The following is a 26,097-nucleotide window of genomic DNA, read 5'->3' as shown; positions in this document are numbered from 1 at the left end:
TAGGCGATTCCTCCATCAAAGTTCCATATCCTGTCCACGCTTCCGGGCAGGGTGTTCGTGTTCCTGTGTTTCCTTTCCTCTGATGAGGATAGAATTGATAAAAGCCCGAACCTTTTCGGATGCGATTTCCAGTGCATCCAGAAAGGGTTGGGCTTTCTGTTTGAGTTCCATATATTTTTCGTTTACCGCTTCATACCGCTGCTTCCAGATGGAAACCGTCTTTTCTGCGGAAGCCAGTTTTTCTTTCAGACGCTTGTTGTCAGCATTGGCGATAATGCCATTGACCGCATAGCGTTTGAGTGTGTCGCATTCATCCGGTGTCAGCGTGATATTGTTTCCGAATGTGGCTTTTTTGCCCATTGCTTCAATGTCCTGCACTGTCAGCGCAATGGTCTTTACCGCCTTGGTTTCCTTTTGCAAAGATTCCAGTTTCTTTTTCTGTTTTGCTGTGGCAGCTTTGGCATCCTCCAAACTCTGCTCTGCCTGTGCTACCTGCCCGGCCACAGTTTCCAGCCGCTGCTGTTCTGCCTGCACCTTGAACTGGGTCACAGTCAGATGTTCCTCGGTGCTTCCACGTTCTCCACGCTCCAGATCGGTATATCCGGCAACTCGCATGAAATGAAAAAAGTCATCCTGCAACACACTGTAGGATGACCTCAAAATCTTTTTCCCTCTTGCGTTCAACATTGGATTACCGTCCTCGTCAAGCACCGGCTTGGACTCCCATTTCTTACTGCGGCTGACCTGTGTGATGACCTCCTTAACGGTTCCCCGGAGGGCTTCATCCTTGCATCGCTTCGACCAAAGTATCTGCTTTTCCACCACCGGGATATAAACCACATGAAGGTGGTAGTGGTACACATCTTCGCCCAAAGCTTCGGACATTGCTCGGTTGCGCTCATCGGCGTGCATCACAGCGGAGAGGATATACTGCTCACCACCTACGATCTCCGCAGCAGCTTTGTAGGCATCGGCATAAAACTGTTTCGCAAATTCATAGCCGCCATGATTGTAGAAATAAGCGGAATTCACATCAAATACCAACTCACCGTATTTGACGGCATCCGGTTTCAGACCTCTGGTGGAGATCACGCCGTCTTGTTCCATCTGCTCAAACATTTTTACATAATCGTCCGTGGGTGCTTTGAAATGGACGTTCAGAGAAGTGCGTTCCGGCACGATGTCCTGATTGCTGTAGCTGTCCTTTTCACGCTCATTGTGTTCCTGTACCTTTGCCACATCTGCCGGGTTTCCCAAGTCCTGATTTCTGGCTACGGTACGGTCTATTCCATCGTTTCTTGCCATTGGCGTTTCCTTTCTTTGAGATTTGCAGACAGCGGAGAACTACGGAGAGGCACTTTTTCAAAGTGTAATAACCCACTATGACACTTTCATCCATACTGGCTGCAAAGTGCCGTGGGCTCTCCGAGGGCTCTCCCGAGGGGGAATGCGGTCACTGCGGTGACCTCTGCTGACCAAGGCGAAAATGTCTGCGCCTTTTCCCATGGTCAGCCCCGTCTGCATGAAGCTGTTCTGTGTCAACTTCCTCTTGCAGCCGATGTCCACAGACACTTTTTCAAAAGCCTGTGGACATAGAAACAGCCCGAGCGAGAGGATGTGTGCTGTTTCTATAACAAGCGTTTCACGCTCTTTTGCTGCGTACATACGTACCAGCAATGGGATTTATTCGACCTGCCGCCATTCCTCCGGAATGTCCTCCGGTACGTACGTACACGGCGAATCTCCGTAAAACCCATTTATATGAGGTCGTGCAATAGCTTCCACGCCCATGAATCCCCAAACCCGCCGTCCGGCAGAGTTGGTGATATTGTTGCAATGTTCCAGATTGAATCTCCCGGCATTGGCAATCATGGCGTCGCTGAAGCTGCGGGCTTTCAGCGGTGCAAGGGAATTTTCTTCGCACCACATCCGGTAGATTTCATAGAAATCCTTGGAACTGATGGACGCATCCGCTTTACGCTGGATGTATCCCTCAGAATCCATGAAATCAAAGATATTGTTGTTGTCACGCTTGACCGCTTCCCGATTTTCCCGGATACGGTCACTCTCCGTAAACTTAAAGTTGTTGGCAACAAGCCGCTGCAAGCCTTCAAATGCCCACAGGAAGATACCCTCGGCTTCAGCTTTCATCTTCTCTGCAAGATCAGGATCGTCAGCTCTGTCCACCGGCTTTTCCTTGGTGGTCAGCACAAGCTGTCTGCGATAAAATCCGTCACTGCGGTCATACAGGGCTTGCAGATCACCGTTACTGAATGCCAGCAGCCGGGCGAACATCCAGCCCTGATAACTCTGCTTACCCTTGCGCTCCAAATCCATCTTGCCTTGGGCGGTCACGATGGACTTCACATAGTTGGTCTGCCGCAGAGCTTCCATCCGCATATCATCATCTACGCACAGCAGGATGTGCTCCAGATCGGCACGGGCAAAGCGGTTTTCAGAAATCTTGCCGATGCTGCCGTCCTTCATGTTTGTGCCAAAGATAGCCGAAAGCACCGCACCGATTTGGGATTTACCCTCGCCACCGTTGCCCTTAATCACCATCATGCGCTGTCCTTTGTTGGAGGGGATCAGGCAATAACCGATAAACTCCTGCAAGGTGGGAATGTCTTCCGCATGGAGCAGTCCATTCAAAAAGTTCAGCCAGATCACGGGCGCAGGAGCATCGGGATTGTAGACAACAGGCAGACGGCTTCGCACGATAGCCGATCTGCCCTCGGTAAATGTGCCGTTCAATAGCAGCGTACCGTTGAACACATGGATGCGATCCTGCTCCGGTGGGAAGTCAGGCACTTGCGCTTCCAGTTTCAGCACTTCCAGAATGTTGGTGATCTTCCGGGGGATGTTGTTCACGGCACAGAATTTCAGCTTGTCGTAAATCTCCCCACGGAGCGGAAGATCGTCCGTCACTCGACCATCGGGCGTAAAAAAAGCTCCGTTTGCGAAGATGATTCTGCGCTCATGCAGAAATTCTTCACAAAACAGAGCTTCGTTGATGTTCTGCCCATCAAACCAGACAGGCAAATTCATATCAGGCGTTTTCCGGTTCTTCGCCATGGTGCGCCACCTCCTTTTTCTTTCGTGTGATGTACTCTTGCAGAAAAGTAATTTTTCCCTCCTTCATCAGCTCGTCCACCAATGCCACCCGCTCTTCCAGATCACCCACGGTCAGCACATCTGCCATATATTCGATAGGACAGTGCATCTGGCAGGCTTCCACAAAACGATCATCCAGAGCCTCCTCCGGTGTTTTGGGTGCATACCGCACTTTCCAATCTTCCAGCAGATGCAGATAATCCGTCAGCACCCGGAAACACAGCATTTCATCCTCCCGGAACTGACGGATATAAGGACGCTTTGGCTTGGCCATAGCTGCGGCAGTGGGCGGTTTCGGGTCAAGTCCGAAGTCCGAAGCCAGCTTTTGCGCTGCTTCATAGCTTCTCATATTGAACAGCCTTGCCACAAGGTCGATCACATCTCCCTTTGCTCCACAGCCGAAGCAGAAGAAATAGTCCTCATTCAGCTTCAAGCTCGGATGCCTGTCATTGTGGAACGGGCAGCAAGCCATACCGTTTCGGTTGACTTTCAGCCCGTAGTGTTCGGCGGCTTGCTTGACACTGATTGCCGCTTTGATGGTTCCATAGATTGTCATAAAAAAACCTCCGTTCATAATATTCTGGAAAGCACGAAGCACCCGCAGTGATTGGCAGGTGCTTTGCTCCTTCTATTATGGTTATGACGGATTTCTCAAAAAACAGGCTAATCGGAGGACAACTCCGTTTCAAAAAACAGGACAACTTATTGATAGATGTAGATTTCTTTACATTAGCATGATACAATTAAGAAAGTGAAAAAACAGGACAGGAGGTAAGCATGAACCAAGAATTGATGACATTGGACTTCTGGCAGGATACGGTCATATATGAGGGCAAAACATTCCCTGTCGGCACGCTTGCCTGTGATGCACTGAATGTTCCTGCGGATACTATTACAAAAATGAACGAGCAATGCGAGAAAATCAATCTGCTGCTCGGGATGCTGAATGCCGGACAGGATACTTCTGCACTCTTTCCAATGGCAAAGGAAGCTGCATTGACAATGTTAGAGATTCTCAGCAAAACGCCGCCGTTCTCCTATATGGATATACCAAAGCACCGGGAACGAATAGAAAGGGTCTTTACTGCGGACAATGCTCTGAAATATGTGGAGTTCGCCATAAAAGCCGTAACCAATTCTTTACCGTTCGAAGAAGTTCCGAAATATGCTGATGCGGTGATGCTCCAGCGCTATACCGCTGTATGCGGGCATCTGGCTTACTCCCTTGAGGAATACCAAAAGGCGATGCTTGATTTTGCAGAACAATCGGACGGAAACGAAGCAGACCGCACCGCAGAGGGCTTTGCGAAAATGTTCGGCACCTATTTCCCACCGGAGTTTTCCATCACAGAGGGCAATGCCTGGATGTCTACCCTGAACAATTCCGTTCAGTATATATCGGTCATCCGTCCCGGCGAAAAAGTTGCGAAGCTGGTCAAGCGGATGCACTATGTATCCTTTGTAGGGATGTTCCGGTCTGATCTTTTTGAGGGCTTATGTGTTGGTCATGCCCCGAAAAAATGCAAAATCTGCGGCAAGTGGTTCCTCACCACCAACGCAAGGCACACCAAATACTGCGGCGGCTATGCACCGGGGGACAAGCTGCACCGCACTTGCCGGCAGATCGGCAATCTAAAAGGCAGAGAACAGCGAGAGCTTGCAGACGATCATCCGATTATCCAGATATATGAAAAGAGGCTGAACACCATAAATCGCTATGTAAAGCGTGGTACTCTGGACGCTGACCTTGCGGAGGTCATGAAGAAACTGGCAAAAGATAAAGAACTCCGGGCAAAAAGTGATGTTGCTTATGCCAAAGGAGCTTATGAAAAAGAAATGGAACAGGCTGCTTTGCTTGCAGAAGCTAAGATACATATTTAGTGGGGGAACAATATGAAACAAATATATGTGCATGGATTAGGACAAACATCTGACAGTTGGACAAAAACAATAGATATTTTGCAAACTACTGATTACAGCTTGTGTCCGAATCTTCCTGATTTAGTTCATAGCAAAGAAGTGACCTATGATAATCTATATGCTGCATTTTCAGATTACTGCAATCAATATGATGAGCCTATTGATTTGTGCGGTTTATCGCTTGGGGGCGTATTAGCTCTGAACTATGCTATACAATATCCGAAAAAAGTTCGCTCCTTGGTGCTTATCGCCACACAATATAAAATGCCCAAGAAGCTTCTGAAATTTCAAAATCTTCTCTTTAGATTTATGCCTAAATCCATGTTTCAACAAATGGGATTTAGAAAAGCTGATTTCTTACTTCTATGCGAAACCATGATGGAGTTGGACTTTAACAACTCTCTGCACAAAATATCATGCCCTACACTATTGTTATATGGCGAGAAAGATACTGCGAATAAAAATGCTTCTATTGAATTGGCAGAATTGCTTAAGAACGTGGAATTAAAAACGATTATTGGTGCCGGACATGAAGTTAATATTGAATCACCGCAGGAATTGGCAGAAATACTTCATGCTTTTTATGAAAGAATGTCTTAAGGGATTCTTATAGAAATGAGAAGGGGGGTGCGCTATGCTGAGTGATTTTACATGGAATATGACCGGATACATACCGAAACACCAAGTCAATCCGCACGGTGATGGTATCATTCCCTATGTGGCAGAGCGCATCTTCCAACTGGAACCTGAGCCGCCAAAGGTGGGCAGTCTGAACGAATATATCCTGTCTGCCTTGCAGGAAAAGAATTTGATACATTTCTCATTCTTCCTACACCACTACGAGCCGCAGCTGAACAAGCGCATCAAAGACTTTCTCGGTGTGGATGGCGGCGATTTGTACGACACAGACCGATTTATAGATATAAAGCTCTCCTGCCGGGAGCAAATGCTCCAAAAGCTGATGGACTATGACCTTACCAAGGGCGCAGAGTATGCTACATACATCTATCCGTTCATCCGGGATGCTATGCTCCGTTTTCGCATGGGCGAAGAAAAATGGTCGGTATCCTCTCTGACTAATTACAAAATGGTGCGGTCAATGGCTTGGCTGTACCACAATACCAAGGATGCGGTCAACGAGTTTTCCAAGAAATACAACTGTGATCTTGCTCTTGCCGAAGACTATCTGAAAGTTGTGCGAGGTATCCGCAATCAGCAGCCATTCTATGTGACAGACGAGAACGGCGAGGAAACAGGCGAGGATGTAGCCCTTGACGATAGCTGGAACTATACCGATATCCTCTGGAACGGCATACAAGCAGAAAAGGTGCAGCGGGCATTTGAGAAGCTGAATTACCGGGAACAGACCTTGCTCGAAAACCGGTTAGCAATTTGCATGACCTGTGGGCGTGTCAGCTCATGGAAAGACCGCCCCACCTTTGAAGAACTGGCGGTTATGTTTGAGGGCAGTACAGCCAGCGGTGCAGAACGAGCCTACCGAAAAGCAGTGGACAAGTTGACGGAATTGTTGGTTGCCGAGGGCGCAATCCATGCAGTCCGGCTAAAACAGAAATCCAAGATCAAGCGAAAAAAGAAAATCGCCGCCGCAATCTACGAATATCAGGCAGACTGCGACGGCGAATGGGGCGAAATATCATTAGATTTTGAGAACGGCAAGGCAGAGGTCATTTTGCTTGCCGATTGGGATACAGTGAAAATAAACAAATTTGCAAGCAGAGCAATCGCCTATCTTCTGAACTGTGAGAACGAAAAATTACCCAAGGAAATAATGGTGGCCTTTGAATAACGAGGGAGTGAGATACATGGAACAATTATTGATTATTGAAGATGATATAGGGTTGAATCAGGGTTTAAGTAAAGCACTGAAAGCAGATGACCGTCAGATTATATCCTGCCAAGACCTAAAAACGGCGAAGGAACAGCTTCTTTGCGGCGGTGTATCCCTGATCCTGCTGGATATCAATCTGCCGGATGGCAGCGGGCTCGAGCTGCTCCGGGAGGTCAAGGAAAACACACCCTATATTCCTGTTATTCTGCTGACTGCCAACGACACCGATCTGGACATCGTAGACGGACTGGAGAGGGGCGCTGATGATTATATTACCAAGCCCTTTTCTCTTTCGGTTTTGCGGGCAAGGGTGAATACCCAACTGCGAAAGCAAGCGTCAAACCATAAAAATGCGCCGTTCCATATGGATCTATTTCACTTTGACTTTGAGACTATGACCTTTTATGTGGGAGATTCAAAAGTGGAATTGAGTAAAACAGAACAAAAATTACTGCGTCTGCTTGTTGAAAACCGAGGCCGAACCATGACCCGTGGAGACCTTGTCGACCGGATCTGGACAGATGGCGCAGAATATGTGGATGAAAATGCTTTGTCTGTTACAATCAAGCGTCTGAGGGATAAGCTTGGCGCACAGAAATACATTAAAACCATCTACGGAATCGGTTATAGCTGGGTGACAAAAGATGAATAAAACCGGCATTGTGATCATACTGCTGTGTTTTCTGGCGGCGATAGCTGCTGTATTATGGGAGCGGAGGAAGATCAGAAAAACGATGGAAGAAATCGAAAGGATGCTGGACGCTGCCATGACCGGCTCCTTTTCTGAAACCAATTTTGATGAAAGCCAGCTGTCTGCATTGGAAACGAAGTTTGCGCACTATCTTTCCGCAGCAGAAGCATCTTCTCGAAATGTAGCGCAGGAAAAAGACAAAATCAAAACCTTGATTGCGGACATCTCGCACCAGACAAAAACGCCGATTGCAAACCTGCTGTTATACAGCGAGCTTCTGAAGGAGGAAACTCTGCCTGCATCGGCGAAGGCAAATGTGGAGGCGCTGTACAAACAATCGGAAAAGCTGCGATTTTTGATCGATTCTCTCGTAAAGCTTTCCAGACTGGAAAATGGGATCATTTCACTCTCCCCCCAGCCGGCAGCGCTACAGCCGCTGCTTGAAAGCGTAGTAGAACAATATGCCGCCAAGGCTTCTGAAAAAGGATTGTCTTTGCGACTGCAGGATACCGATGCTTTTGCTGTATTCGACTTCAAATGGACAGCGGAAGCGCTGGCTAATATCGTAGACAACGCCATCAAATATACAGAGCATGGCACCATTACTATTTCTGCCGTAAGCTATGAAATGTTTGCAAGGATCGATATATCGGATACCGGTTCAGGCATCCCGGAAAGTGAGCAAGCGAAGATATTTGCTCGCTTTTACCGCTCAAAGGCGGTTCAGGAGCAGGAAGGGGTCGGCATCGGCTTATACCTTGCCCGACAGATCATATCCGGCGAGGGCGGTTATATCAAGGTTGCTTCCGTTCCGGGAAAAGGAAGTACGTTTTCCATATTTCTGCCGAAATAACAACAATTCTATCAAAACTGTTAGATTTCATTTTCCGCCGGAAAGAATGTGGAAAGATTCCTATGCGATAATCTGTATGTATCAAAGGATCATTTCCTTTCATACATACAGATTTTTTCATGGAGGTACTCATTTATGGAAGTTTTACAGGCAAAAAACCTGAAAAAGATTTATGGCTCCGGCAATAACGCAGTTCATGCGTTGGATGGAGTTGATTTAAGTGTAAAGAAGGGCGAATTTGTTGCAATTGTCGGCACATCCGGCTCCGGCAAATCCACGCTGCTGCACATGCTGGGCGGGCTGGATCGCCCTACAAGCGGCACGGTCATGGTGGACGGACAGGATATTTTCTCCCTGAAGGAGGAAGCGCTGACCATCTTCCGCCGCAGGAAAATCGGCTTTGTGTTCCAAGCATATAATCTTGTTCCGGTGCTGAATGTGTATGAAAATATTGTTCTACCCATTGAGCTGGACGGTGGCAAGGTCAACAAGGATTTCGTACAGCAGATCGTGCAGACCCTTGGGCTGGATGAGCGTCTGGATGCCCTGCCCAATCAACTCTCCGGCGGTCAGCAGCAGCGTGTGGCAATCGCCCGTGCGCTGGCGGCAGCACCCGCTATCATTCTGGCAGATGAACCGACAGGTAATCTGGATTCCAAAACCAGTCAGGATGTATTGAGCCTTTTGAAAGTCACCAGTCAAAAGTTCGCCCAGACAATCGTAATGATCACTCACAACGAAGAAATTGCGCAGATGGCAGACCGCATTATCCGTATCGAAGATGGTCGGATCGTCTCCCAGAACTAACGGGAGGTGGCTACGATGAATGTCAAAAACAGAAAATGTATTCGAAAGCTCAGCTTAAAATCTCTTTATGCGAACCGTCGCCGCAATCTGATCGCCATTTTTGCCATTGCGCTGACAACGCTGCTATTTACTTCCATGTTCACCATTGTCTTGTCACTGAACGCCAGCTATGAAACCTACCAGTTTCGGCAGGTAGGCGGCTATGCGCATGGCACCTTTAAGGATGTTTCCCCCGAGCAGGCGGAACGCATCGCTGCCCACCCAAAGGTGAAGGCTACGGGGGCACGGAAGGTAATCGGTATCACTGCGGAGGGGGTCTTTGCCAAAATACCGGCAGAGATCAGCTACATGGATGCCAACTGCACTAAATGGAGCTATGCAACCCCTACTACCGGACGGATGCCCGAAAGCGGCAAAGAGGTAGCCATGGATACGGCAGCGTTGCAGCTGCTTGGCGTAACGCCGGAGCTGGGCGCCGAGGTCACGGTTTCCTATTCCATTACGGACAAGGATCAAACCGCCTTTACTGTAACAGATACCTTTACGCTGGTGGGCTATTGGGACTATGATGAACTAATGCCTGTTCATTACATCAACATCAGCCGTGATTACGCAGATGACATCGAAGCGCAGGCAGTGAAAACAGGTTTACAGCCTTTCCGCACCGATTTGAATGTCATGATGGCTTCCAGTACAAACATTCAAGGGCAGATGGAGCAGGTGGATACCGATCTCGGCTACACATGGGACAGCTATACCGATCCCAACAGCGTCCGGATCGGCGTCAACTGGGGATATACCTCATCCCAGCTGGAGTCGCATCTCGATCCGGAACTTGTGATCGCCATAGCAGCTTTTTTGCTGCTGGTGATTTTCACCGGGTATCTTATCATCTATAACATTTTCCAGATCTCTGTTGCGGGGGATATCCGGTTTTACGGGCTTCTGAAAACCATTGGCACAACGCCCCGGCAGCTCAAACGCATCATTCGCCAGCAGGCACTTCTGCTTTGTCTGATCGGCATTCCGGCGGGGCTGCTGTTGGGCTATGGCATTGGCGCTGTTCTGGTGCCTGTTGTCTTGCGCTCCACCCAGTTGGATGCAGGCATCACCACCATCAGCACTTCGCCTGTGATCTTTGTTGGCTCCGTGCTGTTTGCCCTGCTGACGGTGCTTTTGTCCTGCTCCAAGCCCGGGAAAATGGCAGCCAGGGTTTCTCCGGTGGAGGCTACCAAATATACGGATGCAATGCAGACCAAGAAAAAACAGCGCAGCACCCGGGGAGCGAAGCTCCATCAGATGGCCTTTGCCAATTTGGGACGAAACAAGAAAAAGACGGTACTGGTGGTGGTGTCTCTGGCACTGTCGGTGACACTGTTCAATGCACTGTGTACCTTTGTGGGCGGCTTCAGCATGGAGAAGTATGTATCCGCCAAGACCTGCGCCGATTTTATCGTCAGCACGCCCGACTATTTCCGTTACAACTCAGCAGATGAATTCATCACGCCAGAACAGATCGGAGAGATCGCAGCAAACACAAAGTCCAGTCTTTCCGGCACGGGATATGCTGTGCGAAAACCCGTATATCTTTGGATGACGGAGGATGCTCTGCGGCAGGACTATGCAAGGTACGAAAGTGCTGAGCAGTTGGACAGCCATATGAGCCGCATGGAGCACCGGGGCGATATGGTGATGGGAGATACCAGAATCGAGGCTCTGGATAACAGCCTGTTTGACAAGCTGCAAGTGTTCGACGGAGATATTTCTCCTATGCTGGAGTCAAACAATAACGCTATTGCCATTGCGGTTTCCTTAGATGACTACGGTAATCTGCCCAATCCTGAATACTACCCCAAGGTGGGAGACACGATCACCGCCACCTATGCGGACGATGTGAAATATATCGACAGCCGCACCGGGGAACTCCGCACCGAAGATACACCGGAGGAGTACTTTCAGGAAAAACTGTATGGAGCCAGAGATGTAGAGTACACGGTCTGCGCCTTGGTAGAGCTTCCGTATTCCATGAGTTATCGTTATGGTGGTATTGGATATGAGACAGTTTTGTCTGTGGATACCGCACAGAGGGACAGCGGCGGTGCGGCCATTCCGATGCTCTACCTGTTCGACACAGCAGACGACGCAGACGAGGCCGAAGCAGAGCAATATCTATCGAAGCTCACTGCCGGTGAGTTTTCACCCTTGATGTATGAAAGCAAGGCCACGGCTCGCTCTGAGTTTGCTCAGTTCCGGCAGATGTTCCTTCTGGTAGGTGGTATCCTCTGTGCTATCATCGGGCTGGTGGGACTCTTAAATTTCTTCAACGCCATGATGACCAGTATTCTTTCCCGCCGCCGTGAATTTGCTGTGCTTCAGGCTGTAGGAATGACGAACCGGCAGCTCAAAACCATGCTGATCTACGAGGGATTGTTTTACGCAATGTCCTCCGTATCGGCGGCCTTTATTCTGTCGCTGGCGGTGGGACCTCTTGCAGGAAAAATGCTGGGCAGTATGTTCTGGTTCTTTGAGTATCGATTCACCATTCTGCCTGTCCTGCTGACAATTCCGGTATTTCTTCTGCTGGGGTGGCTGATTCCTTGCATGATGTATGACAATGCAGCGAAATGCAGTGTTGTAGAGCAATTAAGGGATGCTCAATAACTGTTAAGCAAAAAACGGCCCTCTGCCAAGGAAAAGGCAGAGGGCTGAGTTTTAATCTAAGGGTTTACATTCAGTTACAGTTTTTAGATAAATTTCGGGATCACCGTTCAAGATCAAGTCTGCATATCCAACCGGATCATTGTAGATTAGATAATCCAGTTCTGACCGTTGATACATATTGTCAGCAACCTCATTCTCCACGGCGATGGTATCAATGGCAATCATGCTGCCATCTAAAAATTTCAGTTCCACACAAGCGGTATCCATGTTAAACTCACAAGAAATCAATCTATCCATAAGAAACCTCCATTTTGCGGGATGTTAGATCATCCCAAAATATTTGAATGCTTCTCGGATTGCTTTCTCTTTTTCCGGTGGACACTGGGGCTGTCTGGAATCCTCGGACTTCGGCAGATTATAGTTCTTACCAACCCCAATCCCACATTTTCGTTTAATCTGTGAGATATAGAGGTTGGACACCTTTAACCCGGTATGCTCCAACACATACTCCTTGATCTGCGGATAGGTTGCCCCATCCTGAAATTCGGACATATCCATATCTTCCAAAGAGAACTCAACCCGAATCTTTTTCGAGTCGACCTTACCCTTGGAAAGCAAGACAACCGTCTCTACCCCGCGGGTGAGTGGGAACATGTCCACAGGGGTCATCCTGATGACCTGGTAGCCGTTCTTTATCATATATTTCAAGTCGCGGGCAAGGCTCTCCGGGCCGCAGGATATATACACTACTCTCTTAGGTCCAAGGGTGATGACCGATGACATGAACTCCTCCGTGCTTCCAGATCTCGGAGGATCCATGAATACCACGTCTATGCTGTCCCCTTCCTCAGCGACATCCACCATAAATCTACCTGCATCGTTACTGTAAATGTCAACATTCTGTATCTTGTTCATCTTCACATTCACCCGGGCATCATGCACTGCTGCCTCATTCAGCTCCACGCCGATGACCTTCTTTGCCCGGTCGCTTGCAGCTATGCCTATGGTTCCTATACCGCAGTAGGCATCTATCACAGTCTCCTTCTTCTTGAGATCCGCGTACTTGATGGCTTTGCCATATAGAACCTCAGTCTGCTCCGGATTGACCTGATAGAAGCTGCCCGGCGATATACGGAAACGCTTTCCGCATAGGATATCCTCTATATAACCTTTACCGTAAACAACCTGATTCCTGTCGCCGATGACCATGCTGGTGTCCTTCATGTTGATATTCTGAACAACCGTTGTAATCTCCGGATGAGCCGTCACAAGTGCCTTTGCGAGATTCTTCTTGGACGGAAATACCGGCGACGCTGTAACTATGATCACCATGATCTGCCCGGTCTTTCTTCCAACTCTTATCTGCAAATGCCTGATAAGTCCGGTTCCTGTATCCTCGTTGTATATCTGGAGCTTGAACGACTTTATCAGTCCGGCAAATGTCCTGATGATGGCCGCAGCCTTCTCATCCTCCACATAACAGTTCTCGACTGGAAGTATATTGTGTGTTCCCTCCTCGTACACCCCGGAAATTATTTCTCCGCTCTTCATTCTCCTGAATGCCGCAGTGACCTTATTCCTGTAGTGATACGGATTCTCCATGCCTATTATCTTGTCCACAGGACCAAATACGCTGAGCAGGTCATCTATATACTTCTGTTTCTCAGCAAGCTGCTGCTCATATGGCATATCCACATACTGACAGCCACCGCACAGGTGGGATATAGGACATTTACTGTTCGGGTTGAGCTTATATTGTGATGAGTGTGCCTGTCGCGGTTTTCCCTGTACATTTTTACCTTTGCTTCCTGTTTTTATTTGTTTCTCTCCACCTGTTACATCGTACTTTCTGCTATGTGTCTGTCTTTTTCTTTCGTTTACGCTGCCACTCGTTTTATTTTTTTCTTCTCTGCGAGGTTTGCCCCCGTTTCTTCGCTCTGCCATCATTTTTATCGCTCCTATTCTCCAGTGAGAGTCACCTTGATCATATCGTGGTGAACCGCCTCAAGAAACTTTCCAAATATATCCTCCGTCCTGACCTTCATACTTGATGTGTTCACACACGGATGGCATCCAAGATACTCGCCCTTCATAACATCCTCGTCAACAAGCAGCTGCACATGATTCTCATGGTCATTCATGAGACCCATGATGCTGACCGCCCCCGGCCTGATATCCAGATACTTCTCCATATCCTCCGGCGATGCAAATGAAAGTCTCGCACTGCCTATCTGCGATGTGATCTCCTTTGTCTTGAACGGCTTGTCGCCCGGCATCATGAGCAGATAGAACTGTGTCTTCTGCCTATTGCACAGAAACAGATTCTTACAAATGGTTGCCCCAAGCACCGCATCTATCTCGCTGCAAACTTCCATTGTGTCTGCTGGTGCATGATCTGTGCGCCAATACTCTATGCCGTGATCATCAAGGAAATCATAAACTCTGATCTCCCTCTCAAGTCGTCCTTCATTTGTATCCGGTCTGCCTTTGTATAATTCCATTTGTGTGCCCTCCGTTGGTGGTTTATATATTTTCTCTCATGCATTTACGCGTAAATCATATCACGTTTCTTGTGGTGTTGCTATATAAAACAAGCAATATAAAATCAATATAAAACCATGCCTTCGAGAGTGTAAACACATATCTACAACCTATTGCCTTGCCTGAGATACTCAAGAAATCCCTCGCATCCCTGACACACATCCCTGTATGTCTCATCAAATCGTCCCGTATACCACGGATCTGCTATAGATTGTCCATGCCTTCCCGCGTAATCGAGCAGCAAATGTATCTTGTCCTGGTAGTCCGGACCGGTTATGCGCATTGTGTTCCTCACATTTGCTGTATCTGCGCAGAGCAGGTAATCATAATATTCATAATCCCGCCTTGTAACCTGTCTTGCCCGCTTGCCACTAAAGTCTGTATAAGCCGTCTTACCTATGCCATGCTCCCTCAGCACTTCCTTCGCCGGCGGATATATCGGATTGCCTTTTCCGCCCCAGATCTCCTCAGTGCTGGTGGCCGCAGAGGCTATCTCAAATTTATCTGCTATGCCGAGCTTTTCTACCATGTCCTTGAGGACGAACTCGGAGATGGGGGAACGGCATATATTGCCGTGGCAGATGAATAATACCCTAATCATAAATTTCTCCTGTTCTATCTCGCTATCGCTCGATGTCGCGACAGTCGCCAAATAGCCAATTATGCAAGCATATTGACATATTAGGCTCGTTGTTACGCGCAAAATGCCCTGTATTGCCGTGTTTTGCGTTGGTTTATCGACTTTTCCGGGCATCGTATTTTTATTTTCTAAAACTACACTTTTTGCAAAATACTTCAAAATGGTGCAATTCAAGGCAATGTGTAGTAGTCAAATCGTAGTCAGTTAAGGGGGTTCAGACTACTGACGGGGGTGTGCATTATTTAACGAAAGGGGACTGAGATAGGCATACTCTTGTATTATCGGCTATAAAACTAAAGCATCAATTTGGGTCTGTTGCTTTAATTTCAGTTACACAAACTGGAATTTATATAATTATTCCTCTAACTTTCCCTATTTTACAGGCTTTCCCGCCTGTTCATTAGTGAAATGATATGTAGTTTCCCTTATTTTTGCCCTTATGAGATAATCACAAGGGAAATAAGGGAAATTTTTTAGTCATTGCCTACCACTTTATCAAGAAGCCGAACCGATTTTCGTTTCGCATCTCTTGTGGAGTGAGCATAGACGTTCATTGTGGTACTGACATCTGAGTGTCCCAACAATTCCTGTACATCTTTTGGGGCTGCTCCATTTGCTAAAAGGTTGCTTGTATAGGTGTGACGTAACTGGTGGAAATGAAAGCCTTCAAATCCCTCTAATGCTTTTGCCACCTTTCTGCATACCGTCCCCAAAGTAGTCGGAAGTTCCAGACAACCATCCGGTCTTAAGCAGACAAAAGAAATTTCTTTATAATCTGCCGGGACTTCCTGCGTTCTGTCTAAGCAATAATATTCGTAGTACACTCTGTTTTTCTCTTTGACCTCTTTGTAGTAGTTCGTGTGATAAAGTTCTTCGTACTGCATTCGATTTTTTAACTGCTCTTTCCGGGCATTACGGAAAATCTCTACCAGTGTATCTCCAAAATCAACAACCCTTACTTTTTTCCGCTTGGTTGGTCCGATGATATATTTGCGCTTTGAGCCATCATATCGGATGCTGCGTCTTATGGTAAGGCATTGTTCTTCCAGATTTACGTCCTGCCATGCCAAACCACAGGCTTCTCCAATACGAAGCCCGGCATAATAGGCTATCTGGATTGGAAGTATTGCGGCTGGGTTCTTTTTTTGCAGATAAGCAAGCAGTCTTTCATAATCTTCTCGTGAAATTGGTTGGACATTTCCGTCCATATCCTCATCAGAAAACAAATCCACTTCATCCGTCTGATACCGCAGTTTAATATACTGCATAGGATTGAACGTAATATACTGCTTTGGAAATACTGCAAAGCGGAATGATTGCTGCATGACTGCGGAAAAAGAATGGATGTAATCTTTGCTGTAACCCTTTCTCTCTTTTCCATCGGGATGAACTCCCCCGAAGGAAAGCAAATCGAAGAAAGATTGCAAATGTTCAGAGGTTACATTTTTCAGTTTACGTTCTGCCAATGGGTGTTTCTTAATATTTCGGATTGTTCCGAGGTAATTCTCCACCGTACCATTGCTGAGCGTACCTGTTTTTAATTCCTCCTCTGCCCACACATCCAAAAGCTGTCCGACTGTGAGATTATCCGCTTTGGCAACAAATTTCTTTTTCTCATAATCATCCATTGCCTGACGGAGCAGTTTTTCAGTTTCACTTTTGCTTTCTGTTCCAACGCATTCTTTCTGAACAAGATTGCCGCTTGCGTCCTCTACATAGAAGCGGTAGTACCATTTCTTTCCTTTTTTTCTTACAGATCCTTTTGCCATAATCGTATGTCTCCTTTCGATATTAGACAATCGGAACTGATGAAATGCTTCGTGCGTGTAAGTATATCATAACTCCGGTTGTCTTACTATACCGATTCGGAATCTTCGTATAAGACTTCTGATAAAAGATTTGCAAGCCTTTGTTCTGCTGTTTTTGGTTTCTTGGAATAGAGCCTTACAATGTCTGCCATCTCATTAAAAGCATTGATGGTATGAGTGATTTCCCTTAAGAACATAATCTCATTATATTCCTCATTCGATTCAAACCCTATCGTTTTGGCAATATCCGTCTGACCAGCATTTCCCTTGAAGTTTTTGCAGGCGAACTGGAAGGAATCCAAAAACAGACCATATTGTTTTAACATCAGCAGTAATAAATCTTTTGAAAAAGCATCTTCTTCTTTGGTAAGGGCAAGCGGTAACTGTTCCAGAATATCTCCCATCGCATCACGAATCTGTAATTCTCTCTTATCCGTAATGTCGGTTTCATATTCATCTGTTTCCCCTTTGAGCCATTCCACAGATACATGGAGTGCTTCCGAAAGACCTTCCAGCACCATTTTTTTCGTATTGTCAATCGAACCATTCTCATAACGCAGGATTGTAGAAGCGGTAACTCCCATCTTCTCTGCGACATAAGGCTGTGTCAGATTCAATTCCAGACGGCGCTGTTTTATTCTGCTGCCTATCAGCTTGCGTAATTCTTTATCTTTCATGCTGACTGCCTCCTTTTTCGGTATGTATGAATTATAGCATTGTTTTTCCGAAATTGCAATATGCAATGCAATATTTATTTTTAACATTTCGTAACGCTTGACAAAAAGATGTGAAAAGGATATACTTACATCACAGGAATTGCATAATGCAATTTATAAGGAGGTGATTATATGACGCAAAGAAAAATTGCATTATCCATCGAAGAAGCTGCCGACTATACGGGAATCGGCAGAAACACCTTAAGACAGCTTGTAGAATGGAAGAAACTTCCGGTATTAAAGGTTGGTCGTAAAGTCCTGATTAAAACCGATATTCTGGAAATGTTTATGGAAGCGAATGAAGGTCGTGATTTGAGGGATAGAGGAAATGTAAAAGCCGTAACAAGAACTGCGGCAAATTAAAAAGGCGGCTTCCCAAGAAACCGCCAAAGGTTCTATCAGACCGAAGCCATGATATACCTACACGCAAGAAGATTATACCATGTGCTTCTTCTGATACGCAACCAAGAACTTATGTTTGTGAAGGAAAGGAGAATGTAAGAATGGCAAAATCAACAAAAAGTTATGAAGCACGAATGCTTGAAATGGAAAAGAAAGAGCAGGAAAGCCTTGAAAAGGCGAAACGATATGCGGCACAGAAGAAAGAACTTCTGAAGCGAAAGAAAGCCGAAGAAAGTAAAAAACGAACCCATAGGCTCTGTCAGATTGGCGGTGCGGTGGAATCCGTTCTCGGTGCGCCTATTGAGGAAGAAGACATCCCAAAGCTGATTGGTTTTCTGAAAAGGCAGGAAGCCAACGGGAAATTTTTCTCAAAGGCAATGCAGAAAGAAGTCAATACCGATATGGAGGAAGTGTAATGGCGGAGGGGATGAGTTTTTCATTCCCTTCATTGCTTTTTCATGAAGGGCGCACTTATGGACAACCAGAGGTCGTCCCAATAAGTTTGCCACAAGTGGCAACCGGTCTGCGTTCACGCTTGCCGGGCTCGTTCCGTCGGCGGGGCTTTCAGCCAGACCTGCTCATGCCGCAGGAGGCACTCTTCGCCAGAGAGGCGCATTCCATGCAGGCTGCTATGCGCAGGGCACTCTTACGCAGAGGGCGTTCCGGCAATGCTGCTTTTCCTAAAACCGAAAGCAATGTTGCCGGAAATCTATGCCGGATGTGCAGAAAGGAGGAATCCAGACATGGCGATTTTTCATTACACAGTCAAAATAGTCGGACGAAGTAAAGGGAAATCTGTTATCTCCGCTTCCGCATATCTCAATGGGGATGTGATGAAAAACGAGGAAACCGGGAGAATCAGTTATTACACTTCTAAAAAAGAAGTGGTCTACACTCGGCTGATGATGTGTGAAAACGCACCTCCTGAATGGCAGATAGTACCAGAAGAAAATATAAAACGCTTTCAAAAATCTGTCCGATACAAAAGATCAGAAGATAAAGAAGCTGCTTTAGAAAAATTTAAAATCACATTTCAGAAACAAAGGTTATGGAATGAGGTATTGAAGATTGAAAAAAATGCAGATGCCCAACTTGGCAGGTCATTTGAATTTGCCCTTCCCAAAGAATGGAACAGACAGGAACAAATTCAATATACAACTGACTATATTCAAAAAACTTTTGTAGATAGAGGAATGTGTGCTGATTGGAGTATCCACGATAAAGGGGATGGCAACCCCCATGTCCATCTGCTTCTGACTATGCGTCCTTTTAACCCGGATCATTCTTGGGGAAAGAAAGAAGTCAAGGATTGGGATTTTCTCAGAGATAAAAACGGAAATATCGTGATTGATGAATCCCATCCGAACTGGTGGCAGGATAAGAAAAACCCTGACCGTCATGGAATCCGTATCCCTGTATTAGACGAAAACGGAATTCAGAAAATGGGTGCAAGAAACCGCCTGCAATGGAAACGGGTGCTGACCGATGCTACCGGATGGAACAATCCAAAAAATTGTGAACTGTGGCGGAGTGAATGGGCAAAGGTGTGTAATGAACATCTTCCTTTGCATAATCAGGTCGATCACCGTTCTTATGAAAAACAGGGAAAACTCCAGATTCCTACCATCCATGAAGGCGCTGACGCAAGAAAGATTGAACAAAAGTTTCTTGCCGGGCAGGAAATAAAAGGTTCGTGGAAAGTAGCGGAAAATCAAATCATAAAACAACAAAACACGTTATTGCAAAAGATACTGGACACCTTTGGAAAAGTATCGGGTGCATTATCATTATGGAAGGAGCGATTAAATGACATTAGAAGAAAGCCGGGAAATTATACCCTTAATGGAATCCATGATTGGGCAAATCGAAGAACAGCAGACCTTAATGGCAGAAATGATTCTGGAAATGCAGAACCGGGACACCCAACTCTCTCTTATGCAGGAACAGAATCAGAAATTGCAAAAATTAAACAGCGAGTTATCCGAGCTGCTCAACATTTTGCCAAATACCGAGGAACTGCTTTCCAAGATGGAAGAACAGAAAACGAAGATAGAACTTTTGGAAAACGAAAATCAGCAATGGCAGAAATTGGTACAGAAACTGAACAGCGAAAACAGTTTATTACTGAAACAGAACACCGAATTGCTGAACTGGAACAGCAGATAGAGAAAGGACGTGATATAGATGAACGAATCCAGAGAATCAAAGAACGCCGAACAGTTGGAAGAACTTCTCCTCTTGACCGAGGAGATACAAGAAGAACTGGAACAGAAAGACCAGCTTATCGTGGAACTAAAGACGCAGCTCAACGAATCTCTGACCTTGAACGAGAAATTAAACAAAGAGAACAGAGCCGGGAATATTCAAGCATTAAAGAACGACTTGAAGCTAGCAGACAGAGCATTGCGGAACGAGAAAGAGAAGCTGCGAAGCGCAAACGTCACGATAGGGGAATGTCAAGATAAAATACGATGCTTAACACAACAACGGGATTATGCCCGGACACATCAGAAAATCGTAGAGATACCGGTAGAAAAGCCGGTACTCTATGAAAAATGTGAAGCCTGTGACCGGACAGACTATCAGAATGCAAAAGCAAAATACGAAACACAAAAAGAGCGACTTGCAGGACAATATAAAGCAAAAACGGTAATGTTCCAAACAACCTTGTTCCTTCTTGCATGGTATTCGCTGACAACCACTCTTTTTCAGGCAGTACAGTCAGATGTGCTCCTTTCCGATTGCAAATCATTCTTCCATGATGCAGCGTCATTCATACAAACTTTTATCGGTTGGACGATTGAGGTCGGGCAATCTGTGGCACAGATTAGCACAAAAATTCCAAATCCTTTTATAGCCGGAATGGTATATTGGATATTGCTAATATTGATTGTAGGAATATGTGTGGCAGGAACAGGGATACTGGCGATACTGATAGAAATAAAGGTTATAGAATTATATAGGGAAAAGTGTTGGGATGTCATTACTCTACTGATGATACTGACAAGTGCTGCTGTCATCATTTATTTTGGAGAAGCAATCAAAAAAGCACTGTCAGTAAATCTTCTATTGCTTTTTGTACTTTTGCAGGGCGCATATGTTGGACTTAGGTGTTATTTAGAATCGTACCTTGAGAAAAGAAACTATTAAGCATTTTTTACAAAGCTATGTACAAAATCATTCTAAAATTCCCATTCAATAATACGATTGAGAAAACCTCTCTGATACAGTATAATAAAGTGTCAGGGAGGTATCTCTATGAAGGAAAAAATACTAATCATTGAAGATGATTTTACGATACAAACACAGCTTAAAACTCTTTTGTCTGGGAATGGATATGAAGTATTTGCAGTTACGGATTTTTCCAAAACAATAGAGCAGTTAAAAGAAGCTGCGCCACATCTGGTTATTCTGGATATAAAACTTCCGGGGAATAACGGTTTTGAAATATGCTCGGGGATTCGCACCTTTTCAGATATTCCGATTGTATTTGTAACAAGCAGCAATACAGATATGGACGAACTGAACAGCATTATGCTGGGTGGAGATGCGTTTATCACAAAGCCTTATAATCCCGCTATTCTTCTTGCTAAAATTGCTGCATTGTTAAAGAAAGCCTACCGTTCCCCTCAAACAGAAATTTATATGTGGAGAGAAGCTACCCTGCATTTGGAGAGTAGCATGATAGAGTACAAAGGACAGAAAGCAGAATTGACAAAGAATGAATTGAAAATCCTCTACTACCTTTTTAAGAACTCCGGAAAAATCTGTTCCAGAAATGATATTGTGGATTTTCTTTGGGACAATCAGCTTTATGTTGATGATAACGCCCTAAGTGTCAATATTACCCGTATTCGCGACAAACTGGCAGCAATCGGACTTGTAGATTTCATTAAAACAAAACACAGGCAAGGATATACATTATGAGTGGAAAACAATATTTGAAAAATCAACTCCCCGTTATTTTAATCAATCTGCTGGGTATGCTTGTCCTTGCTTTGTTCCTGATTGCAAGCGATAATCCTATCCAAACAGTCCTGTTTATTTTTGCAGTCTGGTCGATTGTCCTTGTTTTATCTTTGCTGGCATTTTATTTCTCACGAAAAAAATATCTGAATAAATTGCTCAATATGACGGAGCAATTAGAAGAACGATATTTATTGCCGGAAATCATGCAAGTGCCGGAAAGGGCTGATGAACAGGTTTTTTACCAGATTATGAAAATGGCTGAAAAATCTATGTTGGAACGGATTGGCGAAGTACAGAGGGAACGCAGGGAATATAAAGAATACATTGAACAATGGATACACGAAGTAAAAACACCAATTACAGCGATGAAGCTGCTGTGTGAGAATAACCGTTCTCCCTTTTCCAGAGAGGTATTGGCAGAGTTAGAGAATATCAACCAATATACAGAACAGGCACTTTACTATGCCCGGAGTGAACACGCTGAAAAAGACTATTCTGTCCGTGAAGTCAATTTATGCGATGTTGTGCATAGTGCAATCGCAGATAATAAGTATCTTTTGCGTCAAAGCAATATGTCAATTCAGATAGACGATATAGAAACAAAAGTTTATACCGATGAAAAATGGGTGCGGTTCATCTTAAATCAGATTATCGGTAATGCAATCAAATACCATGCAGAGCAGCCTATTTTGCACTTTGGGGCAACAAAAACGAATGACAAGATTGTGCTATCTATCAGCGATAATGGGATAGGTATTCCTAAAAGTGATTTACCCCGTATTTTTGAAAAAGGATTTACAGGTCAGAATGGGCGAACCGGGAAAAATTCTACTGGAATTGGCTTATATCTTTGCAAGCGTCTATGTGATAAACTGGGAATAGGGCTTACTGCTTATTCCGAAAACAGAGGAACAACGATTTCACTTATCTTTCAAATGAATGATTTTATTATCGGAGTGCAGGGCTGACAGGTTCTGCACTTCTTACATTTTTGTAAGAACTGTGTAAGAAAACTTGATACAAAAAATGAGATACTCCATTTACAATAAAGATATGGAACAGTTAAGGAGGTTTATCAGATGAATACGATTTTGAAACTGGAACATATCCAGAAATATTATGGCAATGAAGGGAATATTACCAAAGCCATTAAAGACATTAGCTTTTCTGTGGAAGCTGGGGAATTTCTCGGAATTATGGGTGCGTCCGGTTCTGGAAAGACAACGCTGCTCAACTGTATTTCTACGATTGATACCGTAAGTGCAGGGCATATTTTTTTAGATGGAACAGATATAACGGAAATCAAACCAAAATCCCTTGCCCGTTTTCGCAGGGAGAATTTAGGGTTTATATTTCAAGACTTCAATTTGCTGGACACATTGACGATTTCAGAAAATATTGCACTGGCATTAGCAATCAACAAAGTCCCTGCCGGGAGCGTAGAATCCCGCATTTTGGATATAGCCGGAAAGCTGAATATCAGCGATATTCTAAACAAATATCCTTATCAGGTATCCGGCGGACAAAAACAGCGTTGTGCTTGTGCAAGAGCAATTATCAACAACCCGAAGCTCTTACTGGCAGATGAGCCGACAGGGGCATTAGACAGCCATTCCTCACAAATGTTGCTGTCTACCATTCAAAGTATCAATGAACAGCTTAGGGCGACAATTCTTATGGTAACTCATGACGCTTTTACCGCCAGCTATGCCAACCGTATTCTTTTTTTGAAAGACGGAGAAATCTTTATGGAACTGCGCAAGGGCAACGACAGCAGAAGTGCTTTTTTTGATAAAATTCTGAATGTCCTTACCATGATCGGAGGGGGACAAAGCCATGTATGCTAAACTTGTTTTCAGAAATGCAAAACGGTCTGTAAAAGACTATCTGGTCTACATTGTCACAATGACAATCTGTGTTACCTTGTTTTATGCGTTCTTGTCTATTTCCAGTAGTTATTATAGCCCGGATATAGGCAGCGAGTATGATTTTACTCTGTTAAGTGACGGAATGAAAATTGCAATCTGCATGATAACATTGCTGTTGTTATTTTTGATACGGTTCGTCAATCATTATATGCTAAGACGGAAGCAAAAAGAGTTTGCTGTCCAGTCCATTATGGGAATGGAACAAAAAACTATTGGCAGGATTTTCTTTGCAGAAACACTGATTATGGATATGTTTTCCATTTTGATTGGTATTTTTTGCGGTGTATTTTGCTCTCAATTCATTACCGCAATGCTCCTTACTGCTTATGGAGAGCCTTATGAAATCTCATGGACATTGTTCCCGGACACCGTTTTGCTGACAGTGATATTTTTTGTGGTAAGTTTTTTTGTGGTAGGAGTTTTCAATACACGCACAATCAAAAAAACAAAAATTATTGATATGCTTTCCGCAGAGAAAGAAAATGAGCCAGAATTGAAAAAGAGCCGATTCATTCCTGTCGTAGTAATTCTGTTTTTAATGTTTACTTTATGGGAATTGTTTTCAGGAATACAAAATGTCCGATTTTATTATGACTCCCGCTTTGTTTTCCCGGTGAAAATCATGTATTGGGGAAATATTTTGCTCCCTGTTGTTACATTAGGCTGGGCGGCATTATGGATGTTGAAAAAGAAAAAAATTGCTTTTCAAAAGTTGATTGATGGGCTGCTTATTTGTTCTGTATTGCACGCCTTTTTAGCAGCAAGCGTACCTGCTCTTACCAATCAATACTATTTGCCTTTACATGGTGGAATACTGAATCAATATCTGGTATTTGTATTGATTGATTTGCTCTTCTTTATTTGTGCATTGATTTATCTTGCCAGCAGCTTGATTGTAGCATGGAAAGTAAAATCGCCGGAACATAGATACAAGGGAGAAAACCTGTTCTTTTTCGGGCAAATTATATCAAAACTAAATACAACCAGCAAAACAATGACGCTGATTTGTATAACCCTTGTCCTTGCAATCTTCATGTTTATTGCCGCCCCTATTTTGACGGGCTGGGCTTCAGGTTATTTGGATATGCGCTCTATGTATGATGTGCAGGTATATTCAAGATATAATGACGTATATGAAGAAGAAAATCTGCCGCAAGACAGTTATGAAATCATTACTGAGTTTCTGACAGAACACAAAATAGATACAGTTTATGATTGCACGTTCAATCTATATCTGCCAGAGAAAGACGATTTTCACAACAGACAGAAATATGATTTTCCGATTGTAGCAATTTCTTTGAGTGATTATAACACTATACGGGAAATGCTGGGTTACGAACAGATTTCTCTGGAGGAAGATGAATTTACAACACAATGGAAAGCAATCGCCACCGAGGAAGAACGGGATAGCTTTTTGAAAGAACACACCAGCATTATGACAGACGCAGGAGAATTGACTCTTTCCGGGCAGTCCTATTATGAGGATCCGATTGGAGAAACAGCGTACAATTCCTATACAAATGTATTGTATGTACTTCCAGACAATATTTGTGAAAAGCTGTTGCCAGTAATAAAAAACCGATATATTACAACAACGGAAAATATCTCCTATGAAAATGCAAGGAAACTGGAAAAACTTTTTACAGAGAAATATCCCGAGCAGGCAGAAACCGGGGCTATTTATGGCGTGCGTTTTAGCACACTGCAAATCAATAGTTCCATAGCAAATAACTTTATTTTACAGACTGCAATGATTTATGGTGCTGTCGTACTGATGGTTATATGTCTTACCGTACTTTCTTTGCAACAACTCTTAGACGCAGGACAATATAAATATCGCTTCTCTGTACTCCGAAAATTGGGGGCGGAAGAAAAGCATATCGGAAAACTTATCTTGCAACAATTAAGTGTTTGGTTTGGGCTTCCAATTATCACAGCAATCATTGTAGCTGCTGTTGTAATAGCTTACTTTATCCAAACCATATCAGCAGAAATTTCAGCCTATATTGGGTTTAGTACATTGATGTTACAAATAGGGGCAACAATGGGGATTTTGGTAATTTTATTGATTTGTTACTTCATAAGTACATGGATTATTTTTAGGCGCTCTGTTAATCCATAGAAAATATGTAATTATTGCATTTCGCACATTCTTTAAAGAGGGATAGCACTCTTAATGAACACTATCCCTCTTTCAC

24 protein-coding genes are annotated in these 26,097 nt (G+C 44.6%); 15 read left to right on the top strand and 9 right to left on the bottom strand.

The window, feature by feature from the left end; all coding sequences use genetic code 11:
* Positions 1 to 15: 15 nt before the first annotated feature.
* The 3 genes from DW025_RS00540 to DW025_RS00525 all read right to left on the bottom strand — a co-directional run bounded on the left by DW025_RS00540 (position 16) and on the right by DW025_RS00525 (position 3,670).
* Positions 16 to 1,305, bottom strand: coding sequence for a plasmid recombination protein (locus DW025_RS00540; protein WP_119998122.1), 1,290 nt, complete (start codon positions 1,303 to 1,305; stop codon positions 16 to 18).
* Positions 1,306 to 1,683: 378 nt separating this feature from the next.
* Positions 1,684 to 3,075 (bottom strand): DNA primase family protein, encoded by a 1,392-nt coding sequence (locus tag DW025_RS00530; protein ID WP_119998120.1) that lies wholly within the window; start codon positions 3,073 to 3,075, stop codon positions 1,684 to 1,686.
* Positions 3,050 to 3,670, bottom strand: coding sequence for a CHC2 zinc finger domain-containing protein (locus DW025_RS00525; RefSeq protein ID WP_119998118.1), 621 nt, complete (start codon positions 3,668 to 3,670; stop codon positions 3,050 to 3,052). The genes DW025_RS00530 and DW025_RS00525 overlap by 26 nt, the downstream gene beginning before the upstream one ends.
* A gap of 221 nt (positions 3,671 to 3,891) precedes the next feature.
* Between DW025_RS00525 and DW025_RS15015 the strand changes: the two genes are divergently transcribed.
* The 7 genes from DW025_RS15015 to DW025_RS00485 all read left to right on the top strand — a co-directional run bounded on the left by DW025_RS15015 (position 3,892) and on the right by DW025_RS00485 (position 11,895).
* A complete protein-coding gene (locus tag DW025_RS15015; protein WP_055058963.1) occupies positions 3,892 to 4,995 on the top strand; it encodes a DUF6076 domain-containing protein in 1,104 nt (367 codons plus the stop codon).
* A gap of 12 nt (positions 4,996 to 5,007) precedes the next feature.
* Positions 5,008 to 5,634, top strand: a complete 627-nt coding sequence (locus DW025_RS00510) for an alpha/beta fold hydrolase (RefSeq protein ID WP_055058962.1) — start codon at positions 5,008 to 5,010, stop codon at positions 5,632 to 5,634.
* A gap of 34 nt (positions 5,635 to 5,668) precedes the next feature.
* Entirely contained in the window at positions 5,669 to 6,841 is a 1,173-nt protein-coding gene (locus DW025_RS00505) for a hypothetical protein (RefSeq protein ID WP_118606068.1), read from the top strand.
* A gap of 16 nt (positions 6,842 to 6,857) precedes the next feature.
* Positions 6,858 to 7,535 carry a response regulator transcription factor gene (locus DW025_RS00500; protein ID WP_118606065.1) on the top strand — a complete coding sequence of 226 codons (678 nt, stop codon included), beginning with the start codon at positions 6,858 to 6,860 and terminating at the stop codon, positions 7,533 to 7,535.
* Positions 7,528 to 8,427 (top strand): sensor histidine kinase, encoded by a 900-nt coding sequence (locus DW025_RS00495; RefSeq protein ID WP_118606063.1) that lies wholly within the window; start codon positions 7,528 to 7,530, stop codon positions 8,425 to 8,427. Before DW025_RS00500 ends, DW025_RS00495 begins: the two co-directional genes overlap by 8 nt.
* A 135-nt stretch (positions 8,428 to 8,562) precedes the next feature.
* Positions 8,563 to 9,234, top strand: coding sequence for an ABC transporter ATP-binding protein (locus DW025_RS00490; protein ID WP_118606060.1), 672 nt, complete (start codon positions 8,563 to 8,565; stop codon positions 9,232 to 9,234).
* A gap of 15 nt (positions 9,235 to 9,249) precedes the next feature.
* The gene (locus DW025_RS00485) at positions 9,250 to 11,895 is read left to right on the top strand and encodes an ABC transporter permease (RefSeq protein WP_119998116.1); all 2,646 of its coding nucleotides are present in this window, start codon (positions 9,250 to 9,252) and stop codon (positions 11,893 to 11,895) included.
* 51 nt (positions 11,896 to 11,946) lie between these two features.
* On the opposite strand, the gene DW025_RS00480 is transcribed toward DW025_RS00485, so the two are convergent.
* From DW025_RS00480 to DW025_RS00455, 6 genes are all read right to left on the bottom strand, one after another.
* The gene (locus DW025_RS00480) at positions 11,947 to 12,192 is read right to left on the bottom strand and encodes a DUF6061 family protein (RefSeq protein ID WP_021683568.1); all 246 of its coding nucleotides are present in this window, start codon (positions 12,190 to 12,192) and stop codon (positions 11,947 to 11,949) included.
* 24 nt (positions 12,193 to 12,216) lie between these two features.
* The gene (gene rlmD, locus DW025_RS00475) at positions 12,217 to 13,842 is read right to left on the bottom strand and encodes a 23S rRNA (uracil(1939)-C(5))-methyltransferase RlmD (protein WP_243104851.1); all 1,626 of its coding nucleotides are present in this window, start codon (positions 13,840 to 13,842) and stop codon (positions 12,217 to 12,219) included.
* Positions 13,843 to 13,853: 11 nt separating this feature from the next.
* Positions 13,854 to 14,396, bottom strand: coding sequence for a prolyl-tRNA synthetase associated domain-containing protein (locus DW025_RS00470; RefSeq protein ID WP_119998114.1), 543 nt, complete (start codon positions 14,394 to 14,396; stop codon positions 13,854 to 13,856).
* A 143-nt stretch (positions 14,397 to 14,539) separates the two neighbouring features.
* Positions 14,540 to 15,037 (bottom strand): low molecular weight protein-tyrosine-phosphatase, encoded by a 498-nt coding sequence (locus DW025_RS00465; RefSeq protein WP_119998112.1) that lies wholly within the window; start codon positions 15,035 to 15,037, stop codon positions 14,540 to 14,542.
* A 512-nt stretch (positions 15,038 to 15,549) separates the two neighbouring features.
* Positions 15,550 to 16,845 carry a tyrosine-type recombinase/integrase gene (locus DW025_RS00460; protein ID WP_006859611.1) on the bottom strand — a complete coding sequence of 432 codons (1,296 nt, stop codon included), beginning with the start codon at positions 16,843 to 16,845 and terminating at the stop codon, positions 15,550 to 15,552.
* Positions 16,846 to 16,931: 86 nt separating this feature from the next.
* Positions 16,932 to 17,561 carry a helix-turn-helix domain-containing protein gene (locus DW025_RS00455; RefSeq protein WP_015529844.1) on the bottom strand — a complete coding sequence of 210 codons (630 nt, stop codon included), beginning with the start codon at positions 17,559 to 17,561 and terminating at the stop codon, positions 16,932 to 16,934.
* A 171-nt stretch (positions 17,562 to 17,732) separates the two neighbouring features.
* Here DW025_RS00455 and DW025_RS00450 point away from each other — a divergent pair, with 171 nt between their 5' ends.
* The 8 genes from DW025_RS00450 (at position 17,733) to DW025_RS00410 (ending at position 26,021) form a co-directional block, all read left to right on the top strand.
* A complete protein-coding gene (locus tag DW025_RS00450; RefSeq protein WP_004843519.1) occupies positions 17,733 to 17,963 on the top strand; it encodes a helix-turn-helix domain-containing protein in 231 nt (76 codons plus the stop codon).
* A 140-nt stretch (positions 17,964 to 18,103) separates the two neighbouring features.
* Positions 18,104 to 18,418, top strand: a complete 315-nt coding sequence (locus DW025_RS00445) for a hypothetical protein (protein ID WP_006859613.1) — start codon at positions 18,104 to 18,106, stop codon at positions 18,416 to 18,418.
* A gap of 327 nt (positions 18,419 to 18,745) precedes the next feature.
* Positions 18,746 to 20,467: a MobA/MobL family protein gene (locus tag DW025_RS00435; RefSeq protein ID WP_119998110.1), complete on the top strand. Its 1,722-nt coding sequence runs from the start codon at positions 18,746 to 18,748 to the stop codon at positions 20,465 to 20,467.
* Entirely contained in the window at positions 20,406 to 21,152 is a 747-nt protein-coding gene (locus tag DW025_RS00430; RefSeq protein ID WP_006858470.1) for a DUF6040 family protein, read from the top strand. The genes DW025_RS00435 and DW025_RS00430 overlap by 62 nt, the downstream gene beginning before the upstream one ends.
* Positions 21,153 to 21,260: 108 nt before the next feature.
* The gene (locus tag DW025_RS00425) at positions 21,261 to 21,929 is read left to right on the top strand and encodes a response regulator transcription factor (RefSeq protein WP_006858428.1); all 669 of its coding nucleotides are present in this window, start codon (positions 21,261 to 21,263) and stop codon (positions 21,927 to 21,929) included.
* Positions 21,926 to 22,939, top strand: coding sequence for a sensor histidine kinase (locus tag DW025_RS00420; RefSeq protein ID WP_006858429.1), 1,014 nt, complete (start codon positions 21,926 to 21,928; stop codon positions 22,937 to 22,939). Before DW025_RS00425 ends, DW025_RS00420 begins: the two co-directional genes overlap by 4 nt.
* A 111-nt stretch (positions 22,940 to 23,050) precedes the next feature.
* Positions 23,051 to 23,818 carry an ABC transporter ATP-binding protein gene (locus DW025_RS00415; RefSeq protein ID WP_006858430.1) on the top strand — a complete coding sequence of 256 codons (768 nt, stop codon included), beginning with the start codon at positions 23,051 to 23,053 and terminating at the stop codon, positions 23,816 to 23,818.
* Positions 23,808 to 26,021 (top strand): FtsX-like permease family protein, encoded by a 2,214-nt coding sequence (locus DW025_RS00410; protein WP_119998108.1) that lies wholly within the window; start codon positions 23,808 to 23,810, stop codon positions 26,019 to 26,021. Before DW025_RS00415 ends, DW025_RS00410 begins: the two co-directional genes overlap by 11 nt.
* Positions 26,022 to 26,097 lie beyond the last annotated feature (76 nt).

This window comes from Coprococcus sp. AF38-1 (genome assembly GCF_003603945.1).
Lineage (GTDB): Bacteria > Bacillota > Clostridia > Lachnospirales > Lachnospiraceae > Coprococcus > Coprococcus aceti.
Note: the sequence above shows the minus strand (reverse complement) of the source record. Positions and strands in the feature narration are given on the sequence as shown.

Bases quoted from the DNA above. Each gene is read 5' to 3' on its own strand.
- DW025_RS00540 (WP_119998122.1), bottom strand. From the start codon at position 1,305: ATGGCAAGAAACGATGGAATAGACCGTACCGTAGCCAGAAATCAGGAC.
- DW025_RS00530 (WP_119998120.1), bottom strand. From the start codon at position 3,075: ATGGCGAAGAACCGGAAAACGCCTGATATGAATTTGCCTGTCTGGTTT.
- DW025_RS00525 (WP_119998118.1), bottom strand. From the start codon at position 3,670: ATGACAATCTATGGAACCATCAAAGCGGCAATCAGTGTCAAGCAAGCC.
- DW025_RS15015 (WP_055058963.1), top strand. From the start codon at position 3,892: ATGAACCAAGAATTGATGACATTGGACTTCTGGCAGGATACGGTCATA.
- DW025_RS00510 (WP_055058962.1), top strand. From the start codon at position 5,008: ATGAAACAAATATATGTGCATGGATTAGGACAAACATCTGACAGTTGG.
- DW025_RS00505 (WP_118606068.1), top strand. From the start codon at position 5,669: ATGCTGAGTGATTTTACATGGAATATGACCGGATACATACCGAAACAC.
- DW025_RS00500 (WP_118606065.1), top strand. From the start codon at position 6,858: ATGGAACAATTATTGATTATTGAAGATGATATAGGGTTGAATCAGGGT.
- DW025_RS00495 (WP_118606063.1), top strand. From the start codon at position 7,528: ATGAATAAAACCGGCATTGTGATCATACTGCTGTGTTTTCTGGCGGCG.
- DW025_RS00490 (WP_118606060.1), top strand. From the start codon at position 8,563: ATGGAAGTTTTACAGGCAAAAAACCTGAAAAAGATTTATGGCTCCGGC.
- DW025_RS00485 (WP_119998116.1), top strand. From the start codon at position 9,250: ATGAATGTCAAAAACAGAAAATGTATTCGAAAGCTCAGCTTAAAATCT.
- DW025_RS00480 (WP_021683568.1), bottom strand. From the start codon at position 12,192: ATGGATAGATTGATTTCTTGTGAGTTTAACATGGATACCGCTTGTGTG.
- rlmD (WP_243104851.1), bottom strand. From the start codon at position 13,842: ATGATGGCAGAGCGAAGAAACGGGGGCAAACCTCGCAGAGAAGAAAAA.
- DW025_RS00470 (WP_119998114.1), bottom strand. From the start codon at position 14,396: ATGGAATTATACAAAGGCAGACCGGATACAAATGAAGGACGACTTGAG.
- DW025_RS00465 (WP_119998112.1), bottom strand. From the start codon at position 15,037: ATGATTAGGGTATTATTCATCTGCCACGGCAATATATGCCGTTCCCCC.
- DW025_RS00460 (WP_006859611.1), bottom strand. From the start codon at position 16,845: ATGGCAAAAGGATCTGTAAGAAAAAAAGGAAAGAAATGGTACTACCGC.
- DW025_RS00455 (WP_015529844.1), bottom strand. From the start codon at position 17,561: ATGAAAGATAAAGAATTACGCAAGCTGATAGGCAGCAGAATAAAACAG.
- DW025_RS00450 (WP_004843519.1), top strand. From the start codon at position 17,733: ATGACGCAAAGAAAAATTGCATTATCCATCGAAGAAGCTGCCGACTAT.
- DW025_RS00445 (WP_006859613.1), top strand. From the start codon at position 18,104: ATGGCAAAATCAACAAAAAGTTATGAAGCACGAATGCTTGAAATGGAA.
- DW025_RS00435 (WP_119998110.1), top strand. From the start codon at position 18,746: ATGGCGATTTTTCATTACACAGTCAAAATAGTCGGACGAAGTAAAGGG.
- DW025_RS00425 (WP_006858428.1), top strand. From the start codon at position 21,261: ATGAAGGAAAAAATACTAATCATTGAAGATGATTTTACGATACAAACA.
- DW025_RS00420 (WP_006858429.1), top strand. From the start codon at position 21,926: ATGAGTGGAAAACAATATTTGAAAAATCAACTCCCCGTTATTTTAATC.
- DW025_RS00415 (WP_006858430.1), top strand. From the start codon at position 23,051: ATGAATACGATTTTGAAACTGGAACATATCCAGAAATATTATGGCAAT.
- DW025_RS00410 (WP_119998108.1), top strand. From the start codon at position 23,808: ATGTATGCTAAACTTGTTTTCAGAAATGCAAAACGGTCTGTAAAAGAC.